The organism is Flavobacterium sp. ZT3R18, from assembly GCF_007097385.1.
GTDB lineage: Bacteria > Bacteroidota > Bacteroidia > Flavobacteriales > Flavobacteriaceae > Flavobacterium.
In genome coordinates this window covers 44,032-69,559 of record NZ_VJZS01000019.1, presented here as the reverse complement: position 1 = coordinate 69,559, position 25,528 = coordinate 44,032, and the positions used below count along the sequence as shown (strand labels likewise).

23 protein-coding genes are annotated in these 25,528 nt (G+C 36.0%); 13 read left to right on the top strand and 10 right to left on the bottom strand.

The annotated features are described in order from the left end of the window. The first annotated feature begins 2 nt into the window (after positions 1-2). Positions 3-143: a hypothetical protein gene (locus FNW52_RS20985; RefSeq protein WP_221933407.1), complete on the top strand. Its 141-nt coding sequence runs from the start codon at positions 3-5 to the stop codon at positions 141-143. 16 nt (positions 144-159) lie between these two features. Here the strand turns inward: FNW52_RS20985 and FNW52_RS16645 are convergent, their stop codons facing one another. Further along, positions 160-996: a universal stress protein gene (locus FNW52_RS16645; RefSeq protein WP_143378604.1), complete on the bottom strand. Its 837-nt coding sequence runs from the start codon at positions 994-996 to the stop codon at positions 160-162. Between the two features lie 246 nt (positions 997-1,242). Continuing rightward, entirely contained in the window at positions 1,243-2,070 is an 828-nt protein-coding gene (locus tag FNW52_RS16640) for a universal stress protein (RefSeq protein ID WP_143378603.1), read from the bottom strand. 232 nt (positions 2,071-2,302) lie between these two features. Between FNW52_RS16640 and mnmE the strand changes: the two genes are divergently transcribed. After that, positions 2,303-3,691, top strand: coding sequence for a tRNA uridine-5-carboxymethylaminomethyl(34) synthesis GTPase MnmE (gene mnmE / locus FNW52_RS16635; protein WP_143378602.1), 1,389 nt, complete (start codon positions 2,303-2,305; stop codon positions 3,689-3,691). Between the two features lie 231 nt (positions 3,692-3,922). Further along, positions 3,923-4,288, top strand: a complete 366-nt coding sequence (locus tag FNW52_RS20875) for a hypothetical protein (protein ID WP_185966019.1) — start codon at positions 3,923-3,925, stop codon at positions 4,286-4,288. 189 nt (positions 4,289-4,477) lie between these two features. Here FNW52_RS20875 and FNW52_RS16625 read toward each other — a convergent pair whose 3' ends face one another. From FNW52_RS16625 to FNW52_RS16610, 4 genes are all read right to left on the bottom strand, one after another. Continuing rightward, positions 4,478-6,955: a TonB-dependent receptor domain-containing protein gene (locus FNW52_RS16625; RefSeq protein WP_370511576.1), complete on the bottom strand. Its 2,478-nt coding sequence runs from the start codon at positions 6,953-6,955 to the stop codon at positions 4,478-4,480. Further along, positions 6,894-8,261 carry an HTTM domain-containing protein gene (locus tag FNW52_RS16620; RefSeq protein ID WP_143378601.1) on the bottom strand — a complete coding sequence of 456 codons (1,368 nt, stop codon included), beginning with the start codon at positions 8,259-8,261 and terminating at the stop codon, positions 6,894-6,896. Before FNW52_RS16620 ends, FNW52_RS16625 begins: the two co-directional genes overlap by 62 nt. Before the next feature lie 2 nt (positions 8,262-8,263). Next, positions 8,264-9,379 (bottom strand): imelysin family protein, encoded by a 1,116-nt coding sequence (locus tag FNW52_RS16615; protein ID WP_143378600.1) that lies wholly within the window; start codon positions 9,377-9,379, stop codon positions 8,264-8,266. A 61-nt stretch (positions 9,380-9,440) separates the two neighbouring features. Continuing rightward, a complete protein-coding gene (locus FNW52_RS16610; RefSeq protein ID WP_143378599.1) occupies positions 9,441-10,673 on the bottom strand; it encodes a DUF4856 domain-containing protein in 1,233 nt (410 codons plus the stop codon). A 346-nt stretch (positions 10,674-11,019) separates the two neighbouring features. On the opposite strand from FNW52_RS16610, the gene FNW52_RS16605 reads away from it, so the two are divergent. The 9 genes from FNW52_RS16605 (at position 11,020) to FNW52_RS16565 (ending at position 21,149) form a co-directional block, all read left to right on the top strand. Further along, positions 11,020-11,460, top strand: coding sequence for a thioredoxin family protein (locus tag FNW52_RS16605; protein ID WP_143378598.1), 441 nt, complete (start codon positions 11,020-11,022; stop codon positions 11,458-11,460). A gap of 24 nt (positions 11,461-11,484) precedes the next feature. Then, positions 11,485-12,432 carry an FAD:protein FMN transferase gene (locus FNW52_RS16600; protein WP_185966018.1) on the top strand — a complete coding sequence of 316 codons (948 nt, stop codon included), beginning with the start codon at positions 11,485-11,487 and terminating at the stop codon, positions 12,430-12,432. Next, positions 12,416-12,637 (top strand): DUF4266 domain-containing protein, encoded by a 222-nt coding sequence (locus tag FNW52_RS16595; RefSeq protein WP_143378596.1) that lies wholly within the window; start codon positions 12,416-12,418, stop codon positions 12,635-12,637. The genes FNW52_RS16600 and FNW52_RS16595 overlap by 17 nt, the downstream gene beginning before the upstream one ends. 34 nt (positions 12,638-12,671) lie before the next feature. Further along, positions 12,672-14,027, top strand: a complete 1,356-nt coding sequence (locus FNW52_RS16590; RefSeq protein WP_185966017.1) for a DUF3570 domain-containing protein — start codon at positions 12,672-12,674, stop codon at positions 14,025-14,027. A 31-nt stretch (positions 14,028-14,058) separates the two neighbouring features. Beyond that, positions 14,059-15,066: a YCF48-related protein gene (locus tag FNW52_RS16585; protein WP_143378595.1), complete on the top strand. Its 1,008-nt coding sequence runs from the start codon at positions 14,059-14,061 to the stop codon at positions 15,064-15,066. 41 nt (positions 15,067-15,107) lie between these two features. Beyond that, positions 15,108-16,100, top strand: coding sequence for a hypothetical protein (locus FNW52_RS16580; protein ID WP_143378594.1), 993 nt, complete (start codon positions 15,108-15,110; stop codon positions 16,098-16,100). A gap of 259 nt (positions 16,101-16,359) precedes the next feature. Then, positions 16,360-18,363 (top strand): cytochrome c biogenesis protein CcdA, encoded by a 2,004-nt coding sequence (locus tag FNW52_RS16575; RefSeq protein ID WP_143378593.1) that lies wholly within the window; start codon positions 16,360-16,362, stop codon positions 18,361-18,363. A gap of 145 nt (positions 18,364-18,508) precedes the next feature. Beyond that, positions 18,509-19,681, top strand: coding sequence for an imelysin family protein (locus FNW52_RS16570; protein ID WP_143378592.1), 1,173 nt, complete (start codon positions 18,509-18,511; stop codon positions 19,679-19,681). Between the two features lie 64 nt (positions 19,682-19,745). Beyond that, a complete protein-coding gene (locus tag FNW52_RS16565; RefSeq protein ID WP_143378591.1) occupies positions 19,746-21,149 on the top strand; it encodes a di-heme oxidoredictase family protein in 1,404 nt (467 codons plus the stop codon). Between the two features lie 245 nt (positions 21,150-21,394). On the opposite strand, the gene FNW52_RS16560 is transcribed toward FNW52_RS16565, so the two are convergent. The 4 genes from FNW52_RS16560 to FNW52_RS16545 form a co-directional block, all read right to left on the bottom strand. Next, positions 21,395-22,501, bottom strand: a complete 1,107-nt coding sequence (locus FNW52_RS16560) for a transposase (protein ID WP_255515628.1) — start codon at positions 22,499-22,501, stop codon at positions 21,395-21,397. Positions 22,502-22,708: 207 nt separating this feature from the next. Continuing rightward, positions 22,709-23,095, bottom strand: coding sequence for a hypothetical protein (locus FNW52_RS16555; RefSeq protein ID WP_143378589.1), 387 nt, complete (start codon positions 23,093-23,095; stop codon positions 22,709-22,711). Beyond that, complete coding sequence (locus tag FNW52_RS16550) at positions 23,065-23,301, bottom strand: hypothetical protein (RefSeq protein ID WP_143378588.1); 237 nt, start codon at positions 23,299-23,301, stop codon at positions 23,065-23,067. Before FNW52_RS16550 ends, FNW52_RS16555 begins: the two co-directional genes overlap by 31 nt. Before the next feature lie 191 nt (positions 23,302-23,492). After that, on the bottom strand, positions 23,493-24,257 hold the full coding sequence (locus tag FNW52_RS16545) for a helix-turn-helix domain-containing protein (RefSeq protein WP_143378587.1): 765 nt from the start codon (positions 24,255-24,257) through the stop codon (positions 23,493-23,495). A gap of 87 nt (positions 24,258-24,344) precedes the next feature. Between FNW52_RS16545 and dinB the strand changes: the two genes are divergently transcribed. Then, a complete protein-coding gene (gene dinB / locus FNW52_RS16540) occupies positions 24,345-25,526 on the top strand; it encodes a DNA polymerase IV (RefSeq protein ID WP_143378627.1) in 1,182 nt (393 codons plus the stop codon). Positions 25,527-25,528: the final 2 nt, after the last annotated feature.

The window sequence follows — 25,528 nt, the reverse complement described above, 5'->3', positions numbered from 1 at the left end:
TAATGATACACAAATGTAGGGAAAATCAATATCAATGGCAATTTCAATGGCAATTTCAATGGCAATTTCAATGGCAATATCAATATCAATGGCAATGGCAATGGCAATTCAAAAAAACTGAAAATCTAAAATCTAAAATTTAAAATCTAAAATCTAAATTCAACCCTCCTCGTGCATCGCCAAGACAGGCACTATCGAGATATTGGACATTTTCTGTGTCAAGCTTGGGTTGAACAACTCGGAGAAGAAATTTCGTTTATGGGTGATCATCGCCAAAATATCGATGTTTTTATGAGATACAAAGTCTAAAATCATTTCTTTAACTTCATCACTTGTAACGACTGAAAAGGTAACGGGTTCGTGTTCGAACTCGGTTTTCCATTGACCGATAGTCGCCTCTGAAACATCAGACTTGCTCGTTTTTACATACAAACATTTTACGTTCGCCTGCGTTTTTTTGGCAATTTTGATGACTTGTCTTAATGCAGCTTTGTCTTTATCTCTAAAACGGGTTGTGAATCCAATGGTTTCTATTTTTGTAAATTGAGCTTCTATAGGCACGCTTAGCACCGGAACATCTACTGTTGTCACTATTGTTCCTGTATTAGAACCTACAAAAAAGGATTCCCACCCTGTGGCGCCTGAAGTTCCCATGACTATAAAATCTATATTCTCCTCTTTGACTGCATTTTTGATATTATAAATCAAGTCGCCATCCATGAGTTTATGGCTTAGCTTAATGTGATCCAGATTTCGCTTTTGTGCTATTTCACGAAGTTTTGGAATTTCCTCTTTGAACATATCAAATTGTGCCAATTGCAGGGAATCGAAAATGGTATAGTAATTATCCGGAATAAATTGATTGTCAATAATAGGCAAGTCAAAAGTATGCAATAATACGAGTTCTCCATTTACAAGTTTTGCGAATTCTAATGCGTGGATAAAAGCATTATTGGCTACCTCTGAAAAATCGGTGGGGAATAAAATCTTTTTCATTTTGATATGAATTAAGGGTTTAATTTTTGATAAACAATTCTGCTCTTTTATTTAATACTCTTACGAAACTAACCGTGAATCATTTCTTTTATACAACTTAGCTGTCGTTTTGCAGGCTTTGCGTGAGGGATAGCGCCAAGTTACCGAAGTAACGGCAATAGCCCGACAGATTAGGGAAAGGGGCCGAATAAGCGGTTGGCTGAGTAGGCCCCTTTTCCTAATGTGGCACGTCCCAATATTTAATATTTAATGAATCGATAGAATTGGGATACTGATGTTAAATGTTAGTTTCTTGGACAGACTTACTTGAAAAAGTTTTTCGAAGAAGCCACTGTGCCGTACGTGAATGGCAATCATGTTTATTTTATTTTTTTCGATAAAGTCTAAAATCACTCCTTCGACATCGTTGCTTAATATGGAATGAAAAGCGATATTTTGATCTTTGAAAACGTTTTTGAAATCGACCACAAAATCGTCTTTATAAACCGTGTGCGGTGGCTTTACATTCAGGCAATCGATGTGTGAGTGAAATACATTAGCGAAATCCTGAACTTTTTTTAAGGCTTCGATATCTCTCATGTGAAATTTTGTGGTATACACTATTTTTTCGATAGGTACATAACTGCATTTTTCTGGAATAGCCAAAACTGTAGTATTGGATTCATTCATTATTTTTGTGGTTGCATTCCCCAAAAATATTTCCCGCAAATGGGTTACCCCTCTGGTGCCCATGACAATAAAGTCTGCGTTTTCTTTTTTGGAAAGCGCCACTACTTCATTTACTAAATAGCCTTGAATAAGCACATTGCTGATCTTTACATGTGAAAGATTATTGGCTTCGGCTATGTTTCGTAAAACCGGAACCTCGCCTTTATAGTTTTCGAAGTCACTTAATTCCTCGTACTCGTAAATCTCTTGCAAATAAATGGAAACATCTAGATACGCTGGCGAATCTAACTCATAGACGTGCAGCGTAATAATTTCGGCATCTATGGCATCGGCTAGCTTTAAAGCATAAATAAAGGCATTCTTTGAAACGTCTGAAAAATCAGTAGGGAACAATATTTTCTTCATAGCTATTTTAGTTTATTGAATGTCAATAATTTATATAAAGTTACAAAACTTATAAAAAGAAAGCATGATAATTATCATTTTGATTCATATTTAATAAAAAAATTAGTGATTTGTGAATAGTAATTGGTGATTAGCCAAAATACTTTGTGATGGATTCTGCTAATTATCAATCACTAATTACTACAGGCTAAAAAGTAGTAAGTTTTGCTTACTTTTGCATAAATTTTTAGTTATGATCCAAAACGATTCTATAGTAGCCTTAGCCACCCCATCTGGAGCGGGTGCCATTGCCGTAATTCGAATTTCTGGCGAAGATGCCATTGCTATAGGACACTCGGTTTTTCGATCCATAAAAAACAAAGATTTAAGACTCCAAAAATCGCATACACTTCATTTGGGACATATTGTGGATGAGCAAAAAACGCTAGACGAGGTTTTGGTTTCTATTTTTAAAGGCCCAAATTCATATACAGGCGAGAATACAATTGAAATTTCATGTCACGGCTCTACTTACATTCAGCAGCAAATTATTCAGTTATTATTACGAAAAGGCTGTAGAATGGCTAATCCGGGGGAATTTACTCTAAGAGCTTTCTTGAACGGAAAACTGGATCTTTCGCAAGCCGAGGCGGTTGCTGATTTGATTTCGTCAGACAATGAAGCGTCGCACCAAATCGCAATGCAGCAAATGCGTGGTGGTTTTTCTAACGAGATTGCCAAACTGCGTGAGGAACTATTGAATTTTGCCTCACTGATTGAACTCGAATTGGATTTTGCCGAAGAAGATGTAGAATTTGCCGACAGAACCCAATTTCATGAATTATTGAACCGAATTGAGTTTGTCCTCAAGCGATTAATCGATTCGTTTGCCGTGGGGAATGTCATCAAAAACGGAATACCAGTTGCGATTGTGGGTGAACCCAATGTGGGAAAATCAACGCTTTTGAATGCTTTACTAAATGAAGAGCGCGCTATTGTATCAGAAATTGCGGGGACGACCCGTGACACAATTGAAGACGAATTGGTAATTGGCGGGATCGGTTTTAGATTCATCGATACGGCCGGGATTCGGGAAACGGAAGATGTGGTGGAAAGTATCGGGATTAAAAAGACTTTTGAAAAAATAGAACATTCACAAGTTGTCGTTTTTCTTTTTGACAGCTCTGAGTTTAAAGTTTCGGGACTAAAATTAAAAGTTGAATTAGAAAAAATAAAAAACCAGTTTCCGTTGAAACCCTTAGTAATTATTGGTAACAAAGCGGATAAATTGACGGAGACTGAAATTGAAAATATAAAGAGAGAGATTCCAGAAATTTTACTGATTTCCGCCAAAGAGAAATTGGGTGTTGAGGATCTTAAAAATCAATTGCTTTCGTTTGTGAACACAGGAGCTTTGCGCAATAACGAGACCATTGTTACTAATACAAGACACTACGATTCATTACTCAAAGCATTAGACGAAATTCAGAAAGTAAAATTTGGATTGGAAACTAATCTTTCTAGTGATCTAATGGCACTTGATATTAAGGAAGCGTTGTATCAGTTCGGAATGATTACAGGTCAGGTTACGAATGATGAGTTGCTGGGGAATATCTTTGCTAATTTCTGTATTGGAAAGTAGCAAAACAAAACATCACAAAACAACAATAAACAAACGAGTTAAAATATTGATAATCAATATTTTAACTCGTTTTTATTTCTACTTTCTTTTGGTTGTTATGCGTTATTTTGATTAAATTTGTACCTCAATTGTACTTCAAAAAAACGAAGTACAAAAAAATATTTTTTTTGGCCAAATTATGGCACATAGAGACACACATAGTCACAGTGGGACACTTAAAGTCACATTTCTATGAGTACAAACATGAAGATTACGCGAATCTGTGAATTCTGTAAAAATGAATTTACCGCACGTACAACAAAAACGCGCTATTGCTCCCTAAGTTGTAATAGCAGAGGTTACAAGTTATTGGTTAGACAGTCAAAAATCACGGAAAGTAACAAGCAGACTGAAATTACCAAAAACCCTAGTCTTGAAGTTATCGGTTTTCTGTTTATTGCTTTTGGAATTGAGCAAGAAATACACCATCAATATAGTGTTAGTTATAACTCGAAAGGCACGATGGCATTCCATAACGGGGGCATGACTTGCTTTTATGGATTGGCTTTATTAGTTTCTTGTTTTGCCAGTATTTATGGGAAGAGGAAGTCTACCTAGTGCTTTAAAAATATAAGGGTTTGACTTTTTAATTAAAGTTGGACCCTTTTTTTTAAAAATATAGTTAAGAACTGGTTGAGGATTATTCCCTAGTTTTGAATTGACATCGATCATTTTTTGGTTGCTTCTCTCAAAGTGAAATATACAGATTTTAAAATTAAAAAAAACATTAATCCCAAGATATTAAAACTAAAAAATAAATTCCAAAGTAGTATAAAAAGTTCTTTGATCAGACGGAATAATTCCTGGACCTGGATAACCAGTAGCTCTTCGGGTAAAATAGCTGTTGTTTGTAAAGTTGGTAATTCCAGCTTCTAGTTTTAATTTTTTCCATTTGTAAGAAGTCGAAATATCAGCTACATAATAAGAAGGAACTTGTCCGAAAATTCCATAAGTATTGTCATTTGCATCAGTTTTACTGTTATTCGCTTCTGTAAATTGTGAAGAAACATAGGTAAATTGTAAACTTGTCATGAAGTTTTTATACCCTATACCCATTCCAGATTTGATGTTGTAAAGCGGTACGAATTCTACTTTGTTTCCTTGAATATTTGGAGCGTCTGATTTTAGGTATTCGGAATCCGTGAGAGCAACATTCGAGAAGACATTCCACACAAAGTTTTCTTTTTCTTCAAAAAAAGTTTTGCTGACACTCCAATCAAACATCGTTTCAAAACCATACGTTATTGCCGTTCCTATATTGGCTCGATAGCGAACAATTGCTGCGGAACCATTGGGATTTTTCGTTTCGTATTCGCCTATTTTATCATCATAATACAAAGCATAAGCACTAGCGTCAAAAGTTACTTTATCGCTTATTTGTCCTCGAATTCCAATATCGGAGGAAAAACCTTTTTCGTCTGTAATATTCGGGTCAATCACTTGACTTGGCGAAACGGTTCTGATGTCATTGAAGGTTACCGAACGATAATTTTGCGACAGATTACCGTAAAACTCGATTCGGTTTTGAGGTTTGTAGCTCAATCCGATTCCCAATAAAACAACATTCCTATCTTTGATATTATCTTCGGATATCGTTTGATCCAGAATCACATTTCCAGCTAAATCTAAATTTATTTTGCGGTACGAACCTATGGCTTGTGTTTTTATTTTTTCGAATCGAAAACCAGGTGTTATCGAAAAATGAGGCGTTATTTTGAAGATGTTTTCTCCAAAAAAGGCAAAATTCAAATTCGGAAAAGTATAATCCGATTGATTGGCATAAAAAGGAAATTCGGCATTGGCAAGGTTAAAATTCGCATCACTACCAGAGCTTCCAGGGCCTTGTATCCCTGTGTTTCTAGATTGGTAATATTTGGCTCCAATCAAGAATGCACTCGTGTTATCGTTGATTTTATATTGTTTTAAATAGCGTGCTTCGGCACCCCAATTGACAAAATCGCCTACAATTAAATCTCGTACAGTTCCTTCGATGTCTGGATTTGAAACCCGATTCGAACGGAAACCTATCGCCTTACGACTCGCATCCAAACCAAATAGTTGCAAGGAGAAATCGGCATTATCCTCAAATTTATGTTTGAAACGCAACGCAAATAAATTCCAGTTTACGGCGAACCAGTTTCGGGATCTATTGCTTTGGGTTGGGTCGTCATTAAACATTTTATCGGTTAGACCACCCGCTTGTTGTGCCAGATAATCAAAATAGGTGTAATCAAAATGCAAGGACGTTTTGGGAGTGAATTGGTAGTTTAAATTAGCAAAATAATTATTGCTTTTAAATTCAGAATTGGGTCTAAAACCGTCTCCTTTCTTAAAATTATAAAAAGCATAATAACTGAATTTCCTGCTAGTTCCGCTCAAGGAACTGAAATTGGTGTATAAATTATAAGATCCAATAGTGTTTCTAGTAACAAATTCTATTGGTTTTGAACTTGGAGTTTTGGTTTTAAAATTGACCAATCCGCCAAATTGCGTTCCGTATTGCAACGAGGCCGCGCCACGTACCACTTGAATTTCCTCTAATGCTTCGGTTGGCGTGGCATAGTAACTTTCGGGGTAACCCAAAACATCAGCGCTGATATCATATCCATTTTGGCGTGTGTTGAAATTAGAAGTTCTATTGGGATTTAATCCGCGACCACCTATGCTCAATTGTAAACCTCCATCCGAACTTTCGTTGATGGTTAGTCCCACGACTTGTGCAAATATCTGACGGGCATTATTGGTAGCTTTGTTCGCCGTTAATTTGTTTATCGAGATAACCTCTGTTTTTTTTCCCGCATAAATAGCTGTTTCGTCTATGTCTTTTAATTTGCTTATGGCAAAAACTTTATCTCTTTGTTTACTAATTACCACTTCGGATAAGTTGGTTATTCGGGGTAAAACGACTGTTGTGTTTGTTTCGGAAGCGGGGATTGTTTGCTCCAGCAGGGAGTAATTTTCTTTGTAAAATACCAATTCTGAATTGCCAGTTGCACTTCTTTCAATTTCAAATTCACCATTTTTGTTCGAGACCGTTTTTGTTTCGGTGGTTTTATTGTAAACGGATACCAACGAAATAGTTTCGCCTGAATCGGTTTTGATAACCCCAGAAATTTTGTTTTGGGAGAAAGCATTTAGAAAAAATACTAAAAAAAATAGGGTACTATAATCCTTTAATTGCATCGTTAAATGGTAATATCCAGTTTTTGTGTTGGAAAGATTCATATTCTTTGGCGAGATTTATTTTTGGGTCAATGTAGGGTTTGCTCAATCTTCCGTTGATGGCAACGTAGCTTTCTACTCGAACTTCTGGATTTGTGAAGCCCAGTTCTTGATAATAATCGTGTAAATAATGGGCATATTCCAGAATGAAATCAGGTTGAAAAGCCATCTGTTTTTCCTGAAAAGTGGTCAAGAAATTACGGTTGTTAACCATTATAGTTTCTTTGGTCTTGGCATCGGTAACTGTAAATTGGGTGTAACCTGCTTTTTCCATCAGCATGACACGCCACGAAAATCGAAATCCTTCTTCTGTCCAAAATAATTCATCTTTGTACAATAAATATCGAAAGGGAAATGCAATCTGAAATACTAAGAAACAGGTTATTACAACTAATTTCGTTTTATAAATAGCATTGAAATTCTGGATTTTTTCTTTTCCGTTTTCAAAGATATTGATATTAAAATGGAGGGATTTTGCAATATAATCCAATACTTTTTCATGAAAAGAACTTTCGAAAAACAATAAAGAACAAACAATCATTACATACGGAAAAACGCCAATCGGGAATAGGATTTTTGTCAAGATATGAAAAACGACAACCAGTACAAATGCGAAGGTTCTAGTTCTTTTGTAAAGCAATAAAAAAGGAATAGTTAGGTCGTAAATCATCCCTGTCCAACTAAAAGCGAAATGCACCCAGTTGGCATTCAATAAAGTCCCAATTATAGGTAAATTAGAATTATTTGGCAACCAAATTTTTAGCGGCATCGCTTTGAATAGCCAATCCGAATTGAGTTTGGCAAGTCCTGCATAGCAATAGACGATTCCCAATAAAAGTTTTAGAATATCAACCGTCCAGCGGGGAATTTTTTGGTACGCCATTTTAGGATTTCGATACGCATCTACCGAAAAATAGGTGTTTGCAGGTAGAAATATCAAAATAAAACTCAAAACCGTAATAAAGTAATAGTGATTCAAATACGTGGTTTTATCCATGAACTCGATATAGGTAAAACTCAAAAAAAAGGTAATAATCGCTATCTTGTATTGATATCCAATAGCAACAAACAAGGCAGCTATACCCGCTATCAAAAACAACAAATAGGTATAATTACCCAGTGGTTTTATCCATTCAAAACCATAATAGGTAAAATGAAATTGCGGTTGGATATAAAATTGCTCAATCCAGCCATAACTCACAAAACGAATGAGACTAAAAAGCATCATAAAACCAAACGCTAGCCTAAAAAAAGCTAGCGTCGAGGCCTGTGAATAGGTATTCAGATATTTTGATAAGCTAAATTTCATAATTAATCGCCATCGCCATCTACATAATCAATTGTAATGTTTAAGGCTTGCATCATGTCTAATTTGGTGTAAATTACATTTTGTTGTAAAGTACTGTAAGCGGCAATCATTTTAGCATTATCAGCCGTTATTTGCTCCGAAAAATTGTTGCTTAACGCATTATTAGAAACTGTAATTGCTGAAAATTGTGCATTGATGATGTCACTTAGCTTTTTAGTATCTCTAATGACATTCAAGTAATCCAAATACGCTTTTAAGCTTGCTCCTGTTGTAGCGCTATTAAAATATTTTCCGTTAAAAAAATCTTGTTCGGCTTGCAAAGCTACCGTCAACAACTCTTTAGAAACGTCTTTTTTATAGAAAGCCTCTACTTTTTCTGGATATTTAACACCAGCAGAAAACTGTCCTGCAGGAATTCCTAATTTACCAGTACGAATGTCTTTTTCAAGATTTTTCACAAAAGCATTGGTCGTTTTATTTACAGCACTAGTTACGCTCGTTCCGTTATTGGCTATATAACTCGCTCTGTATCCCGAATTCCAGTCGGTTACAACGGCATCTGCGTTTGCTTTTAATTTTGCAGTTACATCGGTTAGGTATTTTTTGTAATTCGCCGCATTAGCATTCGAACTGTAAAAAGTGACTATCGTTGCATCTGTTGTTCCTAAACCGTTAAGTAAATAATCCAATCCTGGAAAACCTTGTCTGCTAAATTGTGAAAACAAAGACAAATTATAAACACCATTAGAAATGTTAGTTTCAATTCCTGCGGCATCCGTTGGATAGGTATTGGCAGCCATATTGAGATTGACTTCCTCGGCTTTGCCAAAATTATACATCGAAACATATTGGTAGGCTTTATAACTTTCAAGCCAAGAGGTTCGCAACGCTTTCAAATTGCTTTCGGTAGGTGTTGCCACAAAAGTGTTTGCGCTTGTTGTCAATGCCTGTAACTTACTTTGATAATTGGTATAACTAGGGATGATAATATTATCTGCCCAATTGGTCAAAAGTGCAGTACGGTCAAAACTATTGCTATTTGTAGTATCGTCTCCGCCATTAGAGGAACAGGCTACTAAGGCAAGGACAAAAACAAAAATTAGTGCTATTTTCTTCATTTTAGGAAAATTTTAGGCAAAAATACAAAAGCAATTTATAATTATCTGTATTTGTTCTAAATTAATTTACTGTTGCAGCTTGAGCAACTGTAAAACCAAATTTAGTCGCTATCTGTGTAGATAAAGCATCTAATTTTGCTCCCAAAGTATCGATAGCCCACAAACCATTAGTTCCGCTTAACATAGATGCTAACATTGTATCTACTTCTGCTTTTGTGAAATAAGGACTGTTTGTACCTGGTTTATTGGTGTAACGCAATGACATAATAAAACCATATCCTTCTGATAATGCGTGTAGCGACTTTGCTCCAGCATCTCCTGTTGCTAACTTTGCTTTACCCTCTTGCAAATAAAATACCGCCCTAACAGCTGATGTTGTTGCTAATTTTGTTTTGATAATGTCAATCTGAGCATCACGAACTTTATAATCATTAGCCACTATAGCTGCTCTACCTTTGCGAAAAGCCAATTCAATATCCGCTTTAATAGTGTTAAAATCACTATCTGCATTAACTTGGTTTATATAACTACTCCAAAATTTAAAAACATTTGGGGTAACAGTTAAATTATCTGCGCCATATACATAACCATAAGCTTCATCCCAAGCGTGCTCCATTGTAGTGTAAGACTTTCCTGTCGCTAAAACTTTATTAGTGTTGTCTACTTTATTAGTTGCTTCGTCTAATTTATTCAAGCTTAAGTAATTATTAGCTATTTGATCCATAAAACAAGCACCCATCATCCCTTTTAATAATACTTGTTGCGGCTCTAATCCATTTGCGGCAAACAATCGTTTGCTTGTTCCGTCTAGATAAACACCTGCTACACCTGGGGCTGCAGTTGTACCTTTACTGGCTGTATTACCGTTTTTGAATTGGGTTTCAAAAAAATCACGAACGCTAACTTGTTCAGCAGTAGATCCACCACCAAGATATAAAGAGAAATAATCTTTAGAAGCTGCTGTTTTATCTTTTAATAATTTCCCCGAATCATTCAAACCAGCTCCAGTAAAACGATTGTTTGTGTTACTATACATTTGAGAAAGAACAACATCATCTACTACTGTTGCGTTCGTTGCAGCGGTTTTATAATAGTTACCCATTTCATCTAGCATTAATAAACGGCTTGATTGACCTGAATAATCTACAGATGTTACTGAGTTTCTTTCAAATTTGTAAGTTGCCGGAACAGTGTAGTTGAAAGTTTCGTCAACTACATCTTCGTCTTTTGAACACGAAGCAAATGCTACTGCTATAATTGGCAATACGTAAAGAGATAATTTTTTAAAGGTCATGATATTTTTTGTTTTGGATTAAAAAAAAATTTCGGCAAAGGTATTTTGCAGAAGCTTATAAAACAAGATTTTATTTAGAATAATTAAAAATAAAAAAAAGATCTTGTGTTTGACTTAACTAAGTTAGCAACAATATATCGTTGTATTTTATAACACTAAACCCTTTGTTTAACTAAATACAAACTACGCTATTATACCAAGTACACTATTTGGGTACTTAAATTTATCTTAATGGATCATTTAAAAAATGTTAATTATTATTTAAAATTATTCTAAATAAGATTTGGTTTGTAATATAAAAACGAATAATTTCGCACTATTCTTAATTATTCTAAATAAAATTAAAATGACTAAATTTTTAAAAAAGCTTCTTTTTGTAAGTTTTTCATTGTTTTTATGCTCCTCAGCGGGCGTTTCTACCGATAAAGATGATTTAACGATTGTTAAAAAAGCCAAAGAGAGCAACAAATACATTGCGGTTTATTTTTCGGGATCAGATTGGTGCGCGATTTGTCATGTTTTCAAAAATGAGTTTGTCGAGCAAAAAGAGGTTGCTTCAATTTTGAACGCTGATTTTGTGTTTTACAATGCTGATTTTCCTCAGCGCAAAAAATTAGCCAAAGATATTACTGCAACTAATGATGCTCTAGCCGAAAAACTAAATCCAAATGGAATTTTTCCTCTTTTGGTAATTGCAGACGAAAACCTCAATGTCAAAAAAGTAATCACAAAAGCTATGGGTTACGATAAAGCTATGGAGGCTTTGAAAGAAAGTATTAAAAAATAGCCTTTCCAAATACAATCAGTAATCATGTCACAACTATACACAGAGACGATTCCGTCTATGACTTCAACCTTGTCTATTTCGATTATAATGGATGACGATCAAGAGAAAGATGCGCAGGAATTGATCCAAAAAGGATTTGAAAAAGCCAATGAACTCATAAAAATAATTTCGGCTTGGGAGGCGGGAACTCAAATGCATGCGGTCAATCAGGCTGCGGGCGTGCGTCCAGTTGTTGTGGGCAACGAATTGTTTTATCTAATACAAAGAGGGCTAAAAATATCTGAACTGACAAAAGGATTGTTTGACATCACTTTTGCCTCAATAGACAAAGTTTGGTATTTTGATAAACCAATGAGTGAATTCCCTACACCAGCAGCAATTGGACAATCGGTTAGTAATATTAACTATAAATACGTGCAATTAGACTCCAAAAACAAAACGGTATTCATAAACAATAAAGGTACCAAAATTGAGCTTGGGGCTATTGGCAAAGGATATATTGCCAATCAAATAAAGGAGTTGCTCATTAGTTACGGAATTCAATCGGGTTTGGTCAATGCTGGTGGCGATTTGGTGTGTTGGGGTAAAAACAATGAGGGTTATCCTTGGCGAGTAGGTATTGCAGATCCCAATAAAAAAGAATCTTACATTGCTTGGTTGCCTTTAGAAAATCAAGCCGTAGCCACATCGGGCAGTTACGAGCGATTTGCCCTGATTGATGGCGAAAAATACTCTCATATCATTCATCCAAAAACGGGTTATCCTGTAAAAGGACTTCAAAGTGTAACCATTATTAGTCCTGATCCAGAACTGTGTGACGCTATTGCCACATCAGTTTTCTTGATGGGATTAGAACAGGGATTGGAGTTTGTAAATCAATTTGAAGACATTCAATGTTTTATGATAGACAATCAAAATCAATATTATTATTCAGATAATTTAAATACAAATCAATATGTTCAACAAAATTAAATTGCTTTTATCAGCAGTTGTACTCATAGGTACTTGCAGCCGTTGCGCTCCAGTGAAGCCCTATCAAAGACAATACGTTTCGGATTATTCGATGCAAACAGGAACTACTTCATTAGAGAAATTAGAATCCGAAGGTTTTTCTTTTAGAGAAGGAGCTTCAGGCGGGGAAACAGGAAAAACAGGCGGCGGATGTGGTTGCAATTAACCCAAACAAAATATTCAAAAAATAGAAACACACAATGATGCTAATTATACATTTATTTATTTTTTCGCTTCCCAATTTTAATGCTTTGATAGTGATATTTATGCTATTAGTAGGTAAATTATCATTTGGTCAAAACGCTAAAAACAAAGAAGAGAAAGATAAACGACCAACCAAAATCTCGTTATTGAGTAATTATTACGATCAAGACGGAGACCGAAGTGCTGTAAATGGAGGACTTGGTTCTCAAAAACTAGAGAGTTTTTCGCAAGAAGTGCATCTTTATCTGCCTATAAAATCAGTAGATGCAGTAGCGATAGATACTGGAATAGACCATTTTACATCGGCATCCTTGGCGACTATAGACAAGTACGTTTCGGCTGCGAGTAGCGGTAACACTGGAGTAAGCGGAGACGAAACTCGCATCTATGGTAACGTTGCTTATGAGCACCAACTTTCGCCTACGGTTACTGTTGCGCCTCGTGCTGGATTTTCTAGCGAATATGATGTGCAATCTGTAAATGCAGGTCTTTCGTTATCTAAAAAATTAAAGAAAAACGATCAAGTTCTTTCTACTAGTTTTGGTGCTACGGTTGACCGCTGGATGGTGGTACATCCAGGAGAGTTTCGTGCATCGGCATTAGATGCAGAAACAGGTGCTTCTGCAAGTTCTGTAAATCCGTATGCAACTCCTTTTGTATATAGCGGAGAGGCTATCGAAAAAGATGGGCAAATGTATCCTGTAGATTATAGAACTTCGTATGCATTGGTAAACGGATTCTCATTTGCCATAAACCAAAAAATGAATGCTTCTGTAGGTCTTGATTTATTGGCTCAAAAAGGATTGCTTTCTACTCCTTTTCACAGAGTTTATTTTAATGATGGTATTGGAGATGAATATCAAAAAGAAGTCCGAATTGAGAAATTACCTCGTGAACGCTACAAAATTGCCATTTCTGGACGATTCAATTACTTTTTAGATCCTGCAATCGTGTTGCGCACCTACGCCAGACTGTACAAAGATACTTGGGATATTAACTCAATAACCTTTGGTATGGAAACGGTATTGAAAGTCAATAAATCATTTGCAATAACACCATTTGCGAGATTTCATTACCAAGAGGGAACTTCTTATTATGCCGCTTATGGTCAGCATGTGTATAATCCAGAGGAATTTTATACCAGTGATATGGATTTGGCTACGTTCTCGGCAGTTCGTACAGGATTAGCCTTGCGCTATGTTCCTTTTGCTAATGCAAAATTGGATGCAAACGGAAAACCAATTCAGCACTTTGTAGCGATGAAGGATATTGGTTTGCGCTACGCTCATAACAACAGACAAGATGGTTTAACGGGTAGTTCTTTATCTTTTGAAATCACTTTCGAACTTTAATCATTTCTTTAAATAATAAAAAATATAAATAATGAAGTCAATTTTTATAAAATCACTAGTATTAATCACAGGAATCATTTCTATGGTTTCTTGTACAGGTTCTGACTCTAAAATAGAAGCGCCATTAGTGTATCCAAATCCGTATAAAGTACTAGAGGACTTGAACACCATCAATGAGAATACTACTCTAAAAATGCTCAATAGAACAACCGCTATTTCGGTAGGGCAATTGGGCTATGTAATAAAAACAATGGATCAAGGCGTTACTTGGCAAAAAATGGATGCCAAAACTACAAATAATCTTAATGATATTAGTTTTACATCTGAACAATCAGGATGGGTAGTCGGAAACGGTGCTATTATCAAGAAAACAACCGATCAGGGTTTGACTTGGACTGATAAAGTTCCTGCTACTTTACTGGCTACCGAGAATGTACTTGCCGTGAATTTCTTGAATGAAAATCTTGGAGCTTGCACTACCGCTACAGGAAAAATTTTGATTACTAAAGATGGTGGTACTACTTGGGCAATCAAATCTGCTAAAGCTGTAGATGGGAAGGATATTGTCACTGCTTTGAGAGCGATTTATATCAAAGATGCAACTACTTTTTATATCGTTGGTGCGGCGGGAGTTCTTTTAAAAACGACCAATTTTGGAGATACTTTTACTACAATTCCAACTTCGCAAGTTACAAATGTAGCTGCTGCAACATTTTATAGAATTGCTGCACCCTCACAAAACGTAGCCTATAGTTGTGGATCGAATGGAATTGTTTTAAAAATCAACTTGGCAAACGACGCTCTTACTTTGATCAATCCGCCAATGACCGAAACCATGCAAGGAATCAACTTTTTAACGGATAATTTAGGATATGTAGTAGGTAGATTTGGTTTGATTTTTAAAACCGAAGATGGTGGAGCATCATGGAGTCGAATGAAATCTGGAGTTTCAGTAACCCTAACGGATGTGGCGTATTGGAATGATAAATTAGGTTACGTAGCTGGTAGCAAAGCAATATTGAAAACAAAACAAGAGTAACATTCAAGAGGTGTTACAAAATAAAAAAGGAGCAATCACATATGAAAACAACGATTTTTAAACATATAATTCCAGTATTTTTACTGGCGGGAATAGTTGTTTCGTGCGAAACAGAAACGTTTCCAGAAGCTACCGCAAAAGTGCCCGATTATAGCATTAGTACCAATAGCTTGATATTGAACGCTACCATCAATGACCTCGATTTTATAGGTCTTGACAATGGTTTTGCAGTTGGGAATATGGTTATTGAAACAGTAACGCAAGGTGCCGTGCTAAAAACGACCAATGGAGGTAAAGATTGGACAAAATTAGTTATTCCTACACTGTTGGGACAGTTGTATAGCAATTATTTTATAGATGCTAATACAGGTTGGATAGTAGGTAGTCTTGGAACTATTTTGTACACTACCGATGCGGGAGTAATGTTTAAGCAAGCGGTAAGTGGCACTACTGAAACCCTATATGGGGTTACTTTTTTTGATAAAAATAACGGAGTTTGTGTAGGTGCAGCAGGAGTTTTACTGACTACCACAAATGCAGGAGTTACTTGGACTAAAAAAACCAGTGGTGTCACTACAGATTTGAGGGCAGTTTACATGAAAGATGCGGCTACCATTGTGGTTTGTGGTGCTAATGGTGTTTTGAGAATCTCAAAAGATCTTGCCAAAACTTGGACAGCAATAGATACCAAACAAACCATTCGTTTGCAGGATATGCATTTTCCAGTTCCAAATATTGGTTATGCCTGTGGACAAAGTGGGGTGGTTATAAAAATCGACCTGAATACGAATACAGTAACCAGACTCTTTTTGCCAGTAGATGATCAACAAAGAGGGATTTTCTTTGTGAATGAAAAAATAGGTTATACAGCTGGACAGTATGGCGAGTTGATAAAAACTACTGATGGAGGTGCTACTTGGAAATCTCAAAATATAGATCCAATTGCTCAAAATATGTATGCTATCGATTTTCCAACAGAAAGTAAAGGGTACATAGGAGGCGTAAAAACGTTCTTGACATCCAATACTAAATAAATAACATAAAACGGTAACTGTTTCTAGGAATAGTTGCCGTTTTTTATTTAAAATCCAAAAGCTATAAATATCAGGGTATTCGCTTGTATAATCGACCCTGTTTAAACTTGTTATTCCTTTTTTATACTTTAAAATCTGCGCAAATCTGCAAAATCTGCATGCCTAATTTTTTACACAGATTTAGCAGATTTTATAAAAGCCTAATTGTAAAAGCAAATAATTTTTATAAAACGAATACCAGTTACATAAACACCAACCAATGAAAAAAATATTATTATACCTCGCATTCTTTGCAATATTTGGCATGAATGCCCAAATGCTCGATCCTGTAAAATGGCATACAAGGGTCGAAAAAAAATCGGATACAGAGTTTTTACTAATCATGAAAGCGACTATCGAAAAAGGATGGCATTTGTATTCGCAATTTACACCCGATGGAGGAGCACTCCCAAGCGAATTTGTTTTCAAAAACCAGCAAGGTAATTTTGAAAGATTAGGAAAAGTTGCCGAAAGTACTTTCGAAAAAGTCTACAATGATGTTTTTAAAGTAGAAGAATGCTTTTTTGAAAATGAAGCTGTTTTTACCCAAAGAATTAAAATTAAAAACACCAAAACGAGCAAAGTTTTAGTAGCCGTTTCTTATCAAGCGTGTAATGAAGCTTGTATCCAGCAAAACAAAACTTTTGAATTCAAGATCCCAGAAGTTCCCATTGCTAGTGTCCAAACCGAAGTAGCGGCCAACAAATCAAGTACTTCCGAAATTGCTGCGAAAATAAATCAAGTTACCCCAAAAGCGGTTCAGAAAGAATCTGAAGCAACAGTCAATCATCCCAAAAAAAAATCCAAGAAAGGGTTTGTTGCCATTTTTTTTATTGCTTTTCTGTCTGGATTTGCGGCTCTGTTAACGCCTTGTGTTTTTCCGATGATCCCCATGACGGTAAGTTTTTTTACAAAGCAAAGCAAAAGTAAAGCTGCTGGTATTAAAAATGCCATTGTTTATGGACTTTCCATTATTGGTTTGTACGTATTGTTAGGCACTCTAGTAACGGGACTTTTTGGCGCAGATGCGCTCAACGAATTGGCTACAAATGTTTGGTTCAATATTATTTTCTTTGTTTTATTAATCGTTTTTGCCACTTCTTTTTTGGGAGCATTCGAAATTATGTTACCTAATTCATGGGCAAATAAGGTTGATAAACAAGCCGATAAAGGCGGAGTAATTGGGATTTTGTTTATGGCGTTGGCATTGGCCATTGTTTCCTTTTCGTGTACGGGTCCTATCGTTGGAACGTTATTAGTCGAAGCCGCATCCAAAGGTGGATTGGCACCCGTTATAGGAATGTTAGGCTTTTCGATGGCATTGGCTTTGCCGTTTATGCTTTTTGCTATGTTCCCAGGTTGGCTAAATAGTATGCCAAAATCTGGCGGATGGCTCAATACCGTTAAGGTTGTTTTAGGATTTTTGGAACTTGCTTTGGCATTCAAGTTTTTGTCTAATGCTGATCTGGTTTTGCAACTGCATTTTCTGGAAAGAGAGACGTTTTTAGCCATTTGGATCGCCATTTTTGGAGTGCTAGCCTTGTATTTATTGGGAAAAATAACATTACCGCATGATTCTCCTTCGGGTTCCATATCGGTGGGGAGATTGTTGTTTGGTCTTTTCGTTTTGTCTTTTACGTTGTATATGATTCCAGGTTTGTGGGGAGCTCCCTTGAAAATAATTAGTGGTTTTCCGCCATCTCCTTCATACAGTGAGAGTCCAAAAAATACTGGGAGTGCAACTGAAAATAAAAGTACAACGGCTCAACTACCCAAAGGCGCACATCTAGGAGCGCATGGAATTGTAGCTTTTCAGGATTACGATTTAGGTTTGGCTTACGCCAAAAAAGTAAACAAGCCCGTATTGTTGGATTTTACAGGATATGCTTGTGTCAATTGCCGAAAAATGGAAGACTATGTTTGGTCAGATCCAATAGTTTTGAATTTGTTGCTTAATGAGGTGGTTTTAATATCACTTTATGTAGATGATAAAAGGGAGTTGCCAGTTTCGGAGCAATACATTTCGAAAGATACAGGCGAAAGTATTGAATCTATAGGGGACAAATGGAGTGATTTTCAAATTACGCGTTACAAAGCCAATGCACAACCCTATTATGTGATAATGAATCCCGAAGGAAAAGACTTGAGTCTGCCAATTGGTTATACATCTGATGAAATTCAATATGGAGATTGGATAAAAAAGGCTTTACAGAAAAAATCTTAAAATGAGGTTTTTAGTACTTCATTAAAACTCAAATACATTTTAACAAAAGCCTTTCTTTTATTTAAAATAAATCTAAATAAAACTTTGGCACATTAACAAAAAATTATACTTTTGCTTAAATTTAATTATTCTAAATAAACACTTTATGAAAAAAATAGTTCAGACGTTATGTTTTCTTTTACTTGCCGTATTTGTAGTTGCATCTTGTAATAATGATGATAAAAACTCGAAGGTTACCAAAAAACAAGTTATAGAAAATTACGCCAATATCGCTTACGCCAATTATAAAAAAGCTTATGATGATGCGGTAGTTTTAAAAACAGCGATCACTACATTTACCACAACACCAACAGAGGCTAACTTTACAGCTGCCAAAACAGCTTGGAAAAATTCAAGAGAAAGTTATGGTACAACAGAAGGGTTTCGTTTTGCAAACGGACCAATAGATAATGAGGAATTAAAAGGACCAGAAGGGTACATCAATTCTTGGCCTTTAGACGAAAATTATATTGATTATACGGCGGGAGCTTCAACATCAGGAATTATAAATAACCCAAAACTTTATCCAACAATAGACAAAGCTTCTTTATTAGTTCTAAATACTCCTGGAACAGAAGAAACGAATGTTAGTGTGGGATATCATGCTATAGAGTTCTTACTTTGGGGTCAGGATTTAACGACGCCATCGGCAAACAAGTCTGGGCAACGACCTTATACTGATTATTTAAAAACTGGAGGTACTGCTACTAATCAAGAAAGAAGAGCTACTTATTTAAATGTATGTGCTGATTTATTGACAGACCATTTATTACAAGTAGTGAACCAATGGAAAGAGGGTGGGTCTTATAGAGCTACTTTTTTAGCGTTGAAAGAAGACGATGCTATAAAAAATATATACCTGGGGATCACGTCATTAGTGTCTGCTGAATTACCAGTAGAGCGTATGGAAGTTGCTGTTGGAAATGCAGATCAAGAAGATGAGCATTCTTGTTTTAGTGACAATACACATAGAGATATTGCTTTAAATCTACAAAGTGTTATCAATATTTATAAAGGGAATTATGGTAGTGTTGACGGTGCTTCACTAGAGGATTTGGTAAAACAAGCCAACACTGAAATATATAATACTACTGATGTATCTATTAATTCTTGTTTAACAAAAATGACTGCTATTCTTGCTCCTTTTGATTTAGCCATTTCAGGTGGTAAAGAGTCTGTAGAAGGTAAAAAAGTAACTGCGGCAGCTACTGAATTAAAAACGTTCGGAGCTAATCTATTAGCTGGAGCTGTAAAAATAGGTGTTATTGTAAATAGCTAGAAAGCTTCAAAATAAAGTATAACTAAAGTGTTCTTATTATGAGGACACTTTTTTCTGTTTAAAAATGAAAAATTATAAAAAAGTATTAGTCGTTTTGGTTGGTGTTCTCTTTTTGAGTTGCAGTAAAAATGATGCGGAAGAATATATCCCTCTAACTGCGGAAGAAGGCGAACAATTTTCAGGTGGAGAAACAACAGTTTTTAATAAATCAGAGGAGGCTTTTGGCTTCTTTGCTCCTAATTTATCTTTCGATGAGCAATCGGATTTTGGTATTGGAAATTCTTTTTTTAGACAAAATTGGGTAACGGCTCCTGCTTCTACTACTGCAAGAGACGGTGTAGGACCTTTTTTTAATGCTATTTCCTGTTCGAGTTGTCATTTTAAAGACGGTCGAGGAAGAGCACCTTTGGTAGCTGGAGAAACTGGTCATGGTTTGTTGCTACGATTGAGTATTCCTGGTATTGACGGTAACGGAGGGAATCTTCCTGATCCTATTTATGGAGGACAATTACAAGACGGTGCCGTTCTTGGTCAAACTATTGAGGGCAAAATTTCTATTATTTACCAATCCATAACTGAGACTTTCGCAGATGGAACTACTGTTGTTTTGCAAAAACCATCGTATCAAATTAATACTTTGGGGCATGGTCCATTAGCCAGTAATCTTCAAGTTTCTCCAAGAGTTGCCAATCAGATGATAGGAATGGGATTATTAGAAGCTATTCCAGAAAGTACATTACTTGGTTTTGCAGATGAAAACGACACCAATAAAGACGGTATTTCAGGAAAAGTAAATTACGTACATGATGTAGCATCCAACTCGAAAAAGATAGGGCGCTTTGGTTGGAAAGCCAATCAGCCTAGCGTACGTCAGCAAGTTGCGGGCGCTTTTCTGGGAGATATGGGAATCACTACGAGTTTGTTTCCAAACGAAAATGCACCATTTGGCGTAGATCTTACCGCTATTGCTAATGGAGGAACTCCAGAGATATCGGATTTAAATTTTGAGAGAGTAGTGTTGTATTCTAGTACACTAGCCGTTCCCGCAAGAAGAAATTATGCAGAGCAAAATGTATTAAAAGGAAAAAAAACATTTAAAACTATAGGTTGTGTTAATTGTCACATCCCAAAAATACAAACAGGAAGTAATCATTCTATTGCAGCTTTGAGAAACCAAACGATCCGTCCCTATACTGATTTGTTATTACATGATATGGGAACTGATTTAGCAGACAATACTCCCGATTTTAAAGCCACAGGTACAGAATGGAGAACACAACCTTTGTGGGGAATTGGGTTAATCGAAACGGTCAATAATCATACTAATTTAATGCATGACGGTAGAGCCAAAAACGTTACCGAAGCGATTTTATGGCATGGTGGAGAAGCTAAATCAGCTAAGGATAAATTCAAAAAATTGACTGCAATAGAACGAAGCGAACTTTTAGAGTTTATTAATTCATTATAAATTGTACCAATTTCTTAATACTAAACTCAGTAATTACTTGTTTTTTTTTTAATAAACTCGATTTACCTTCCAATAATTTACATGCAGGATTCCATCTAAAAAAGGTTTTCCACTCCAATTACTGATCCTAATTTTATTCAATACAGATTCCCTTTAAATCCGATACCAAAAGTATCGGATTTTTTTTGCCCCAAAAACACCAAATACAATTCTTACAGTTACAGCATCAACCCAACTTGCAGGAATTAACTCGTGAAGTGCCCTGTTTTCTGAATTGTGTGTTTTATATGTTCTGGTTTGGGGACTACAAATTTTTTCATCCTAAAGGGTCTTGATTTGTATTTCAAAGCCTGATAGATTTCTTGTAATTTGGAGTTGGGTTCAGAGCATTTTTTTATGATAATCGTGTTTTCTTGGTCATCGACAATCGAAGTTGTAACGAGTTTTTGAGTGCTCGATATTCTCAAAATCTCTTTCCAATCGTGGTTTATTTTTTTTGTTTTTAGTTGGTGTCTAATTGTGTTTACGATCCAATAGCCCAAAAGTCCCAAATGCAAATGAGCCATAGTTGCGTTGTCGTTTTTGTGATAAACTGGTCTCAAATCCAAATCGGTTTTGAGAGTTCTAAAAGTGCTTTCCACCTCACGTAAGGCGTTGTATATTTTCCAAATTGTAGTCTCGTCTTTGTCTTTTAAGGAGGTTTTTAAAAAGTATATTCCTTGTTCTTTTTCCTTTTTTATGGCGGTTTCATTGGCTTGCCAATCAATACTGATAATGTTTATTTTGTTTTGGTCTGGGGTGCGATTAATAGTAAAATGCGGAGCTATGGATGGATATTTTTCTTTAATTCGACCTATTTTTTGTTGTACTTTTTCTTGGATTTTGATGCCTGATTTTAGGGTAATCCCCTTGGCTAATTTTTGCAATTCAAGCTCAAAACGTTCTTTGAATTTTACATTCATCGAACGCTCTTTCATTGCCTTGAAGTCGCTTTTGACTTTGTATATACAAAAATCGTGCTGGATAGTTTCTTGTTTTTTTGCCTGTAATTCAATCTGATTGATGGCTGTTTTTTGATTTTTAGAATCATAAATTATCGTTGGAATTTCATTTTTTAAATCATATTTTTTTGATTTAGTTCTGTTTACGTAAACATAATCGTAGCCTTTTGCCACTACCATATCCAAGTTTTCTTGAGTGGCAATACCTGCATCAAAGACAATTAGCGACTTTTTATTGACCAAACCACTGCCGACTTTCAGGTTGTCAATCATGTCCAAAAGCGTTTTACAATCGGCCATATTGCCCTGGTAAATATTCAAATATTTCAGAAAACCTTCCAAGTTGACCACCACAGCAAGAACCACCAATTTGGCATCGGTTCTTTTTTCTTAACTACGACCAAATTGAGCTAAATCGCTATTTCGTTTCTGACCCTCAAAATAAGTGTTAGTCAAGTCGTAGAGATAAATAGTGTCCTGAATATCAAATAATTCGTCGGTTTTTTTAGATAAAAATTGTTCCAAATAGTCTTTTATGGCATACAAATCCAAAGCACTTCAATACAATTTGTCTTTTGTGATTTTCTCAATCGGATAGCCTGTAAGCTGGCAAATAGATGAGTTTTCGATTATCCATTTGCTGGTTTTGTTTTCGCTTGCTGGAAAAACGGCACGAGAAATAATTTGCGTCATCGCCAATTGAAGTTTCTCATCCGACCATTTTTGTTCCATCAAAAAGCTGTCAATTTTGATCTGTTTCAAAGCTTGAAAACCCAACCATTCTGCTCCCAACTCTTTTGCATTTAAATGTTTAAAAGTGTTCAAATCAACATGAGCCATGTCTCTTTCAGGGTCAATTTTAGAATCAACCTTTCCGCCTTTCAGAGCTTTATAATACAACTCATCAGCGAATTCTAAAAGATGTGCATCGGAGTCTTGAACCAATAAAATAGGCTTGCCATTGATACGATCAGTGATGTTTTTTTGAATAAAATCAATTCATCGGCAGAAAAATGATCAATAAATCCAGCCGTTACAATGGTTCTGTGTCTGATGTAGTTATTGGCATCACGATAGCTTTCTACCAATCGGTAGTAGGATTCCACTTTTTGAGTTTGTGGATTATTGCGACATGAGGCTTTGAAATACATTTCACAAAGTTGCAAAACTACCACAAATCCTACAATAGTTACTGAGGACTACAAATCGTATTTTACCTAAAAAAAGCTGTGTTTGAATGAAAAAAAACTAAAAAAGATTCATTTTACACCTTTTATAGCTACTAACAACTTGTATTTAACATAATTTTAACTTTTAGACGCGTCTAAATCTGCAAGTTGGGTTAATGCTTAATTTTCAAATCGTTAATATCCCTTTTCAGCTCCAAAAACATATCTTTCACACTTACAACTTCATCCATTTCTTGTTTTCTGTCGCTCCTACCGATATTACACTCGTACTCCCAAATTTCGAGAATATCAGAAACCTTGACTTCATAAATTGGATAAAAACTATTGTCTGATTCTACAACCAGTGCATTTTTTTTATTTTTGTTCAATCGCTTATACACCATACCTTCGCTTTTGGTTATCAGTATATAAGTCCTGCCATCTTTCACGTCTCCTAACTTTTCAATATAACGCCCGACTATAATTGAACCGTCCTCGTGTGGTGGCATCGAATCTCCTTCAACCGGAAACCCCCTGTGCTTTCCCGGACCCAAAAATGGCAGGGAAATATGTTGCAAGCTTTCAATATATTCTGGATCGGCATAACCATTTAAGTAGCCAGCCTTAACTTTTTGTGTAACGACTTCAATAAAATTCTCCCCGGCTGCATCAACAGTGATCGGTAGTACTAATCTGTTATTTTCCAATTTCAACAAATCATCCATCGGAATTTTCCGTACATCCACAGAAAGCAACAGGTCAATACTGATGTGATAATAATGCGCTATTTTCTTCAGTATTTCATACGGCGCTTCAGAGCTCCCGTCTTCATATTTGACATACCGACCTCTAGTGATACCAATCGATTCGGCAAGTTTTTCCTGCGAAATTTTCTTATTAACCCTAAGGCTCCTGATGTTGTCTGAAAATAAAGACATGTTAATTTTGTTACAATTTGTAACAGCAAATATAAGTATTTTTGTTACAACCTGTACTAATTTTGTAGTGTATAAAATGGGATGACTATGGAAAGAGCAATTGTACATATGGATTTGGATACGTTTTTTGTGTCCTGCGAAAGATTAGGAAACTCAAAACTAGAAGGAATACCGCTGATTATTGGCGGTGGAGATCGTGGCGTAGTTGCTTCCTGTTCTTATGAGGCCCGAACATTCGGCGTTCGTTCAGCGATGCCAATTAAAATGGCGCTTAGACTTTGTCCACAGGCAAAAGTGATAAAAGGCGATATGGAATTGTACTCTAAGTTATCCCATGATGTTACTCAAGTTATCGAAGAGAAAGCCCCAATAATGGAAAAAGCCAGTATCGATGAATTCTATCTCGATATTACCGGCATGGATAAATTTTACGGAGGCTATAAATGGACCAATGAGCTGGCACAATCGGTTATCAATGAAACTGGATTACCGATCAGTTTCGCATTATCAGTAAACAAAACCGTTTCTAAAATTGCAACTGGGGAGGGAAAACCAAGAGGAAATTTGGAAATATCCCAAGATATGGTAAAGCCATTCTTAAATCCGCTGTCCATTCAAAAAATCCCTATGGTGGGTGATGTAACGTTTCAATTATTGTCAAGAATTGGTATCCGTACCATTCAGACACTCTCTGAAATGCCAGCCGAAGTGCTGCAACGAATGATTGGTAAAAATGGTATTGAGATATGGAAAAAAGCGAACGGCATTGATAACAATCCCGTTGAGCCCTACACGGAACGCAAATCAATTTCAACAGAACATACTTTTGTACAGGATACGATCGATATCCAAAAACTGAAATCAATACTGGTTGGGATGGTGGAAAAACTGGCTTTTCAATTACGTTCCGAAGAATGGCTCACCTCAACGGTAGTCATAAAGATACGGTACTCTAATTTCGATACGGAAACCAAGCAATGCCGGATACAATATACATCAGCCGATCACATCCTGACTAAAAGTATTACCGATTTATTTGATAAATTATACCAGCGTCGCATGCGCCTGCGGTTAATCGGAATTCGTTTTAGCGGACTCGTCAGAGGCACATACCAAATAAATATGTTTGAAGACACAGAGGAAATGTTATCATTATACCAAGCGATGGATAAAATGAAGAGTCGTTATGGCTTTGATGCTGTCATGCGATGCGCTGGCGCAACCTTCAAGCCCAATAACAAAGCCGAAATTTTAAAACGTAAATTCTAATC

Excerpts from the sequence above, each read along its gene's own strand:
- FNW52_RS20985 (WP_221933407.1), top strand. The coding sequence starts at position 3 with ATGATACACAAATGTAGGGAAAATCAATATCAATGGCAATTTCAATGG.
- FNW52_RS16645 (WP_143378604.1), bottom strand. The coding sequence starts at position 996 with ATGAAAAAGATTTTATTCCCCACCGATTTTTCAGAGGTAGCCAATAAT.
- FNW52_RS16640 (WP_143378603.1), bottom strand. The coding sequence starts at position 2,070 with ATGAAGAAAATATTGTTCCCTACTGATTTTTCAGACGTTTCAAAGAAT.
- mnmE (WP_143378602.1), top strand. The coding sequence starts at position 2,303 with ATGATCCAAAACGATTCTATAGTAGCCTTAGCCACCCCATCTGGAGCG.
- FNW52_RS20875 (WP_185966019.1), top strand. The coding sequence starts at position 3,923 with ATGAGTACAAACATGAAGATTACGCGAATCTGTGAATTCTGTAAAAAT.
- FNW52_RS16625 (WP_370511576.1), bottom strand. The coding sequence starts at position 6,955 with ATGAATCTTTCCAACACAAAAACTGGATATTACCATTTAACGATGCAA.
- FNW52_RS16620 (WP_143378601.1), bottom strand. The coding sequence starts at position 8,261 with ATGAAATTTAGCTTATCAAAATATCTGAATACCTATTCACAGGCCTCG.
- FNW52_RS16615 (WP_143378600.1), bottom strand. The coding sequence starts at position 9,379 with ATGAAGAAAATAGCACTAATTTTTGTTTTTGTCCTTGCCTTAGTAGCC.
- FNW52_RS16610 (WP_143378599.1), bottom strand. The coding sequence starts at position 10,673 with ATGACCTTTAAAAAATTATCTCTTTACGTATTGCCAATTATAGCAGTA.
- FNW52_RS16605 (WP_143378598.1), top strand. The coding sequence starts at position 11,020 with ATGACTAAATTTTTAAAAAAGCTTCTTTTTGTAAGTTTTTCATTGTTT.
- FNW52_RS16600 (WP_185966018.1), top strand. The coding sequence starts at position 11,485 with ATGTCACAACTATACACAGAGACGATTCCGTCTATGACTTCAACCTTG.
- FNW52_RS16595 (WP_143378596.1), top strand. The coding sequence starts at position 12,416 with ATGTTCAACAAAATTAAATTGCTTTTATCAGCAGTTGTACTCATAGGT.
- FNW52_RS16590 (WP_185966017.1), top strand. The coding sequence starts at position 12,672 with ATGATGCTAATTATACATTTATTTATTTTTTCGCTTCCCAATTTTAAT.
- FNW52_RS16585 (WP_143378595.1), top strand. The coding sequence starts at position 14,059 with ATGAAGTCAATTTTTATAAAATCACTAGTATTAATCACAGGAATCATT.
- FNW52_RS16580 (WP_143378594.1), top strand. The coding sequence starts at position 15,108 with ATGAAAACAACGATTTTTAAACATATAATTCCAGTATTTTTACTGGCG.
- FNW52_RS16575 (WP_143378593.1), top strand. The coding sequence starts at position 16,360 with ATGAAAAAAATATTATTATACCTCGCATTCTTTGCAATATTTGGCATG.
- FNW52_RS16570 (WP_143378592.1), top strand. The coding sequence starts at position 18,509 with ATGAAAAAAATAGTTCAGACGTTATGTTTTCTTTTACTTGCCGTATTT.
- FNW52_RS16565 (WP_143378591.1), top strand. The coding sequence starts at position 19,746 with ATGAAAAATTATAAAAAAGTATTAGTCGTTTTGGTTGGTGTTCTCTTT.
- FNW52_RS16550 (WP_143378588.1), bottom strand. The coding sequence starts at position 23,301 with ATGTATTTCAAAGCCTCATGTCGCAATAATCCACAAACTCAAAAAGTG.
- FNW52_RS16545 (WP_143378587.1), bottom strand. The coding sequence starts at position 24,257 with ATGTCTTTATTTTCAGACAACATCAGGAGCCTTAGGGTTAATAAGAAA.
- dinB (WP_143378627.1), top strand. The coding sequence starts at position 24,345 with ATGGAAAGAGCAATTGTACATATGGATTTGGATACGTTTTTTGTGTCC.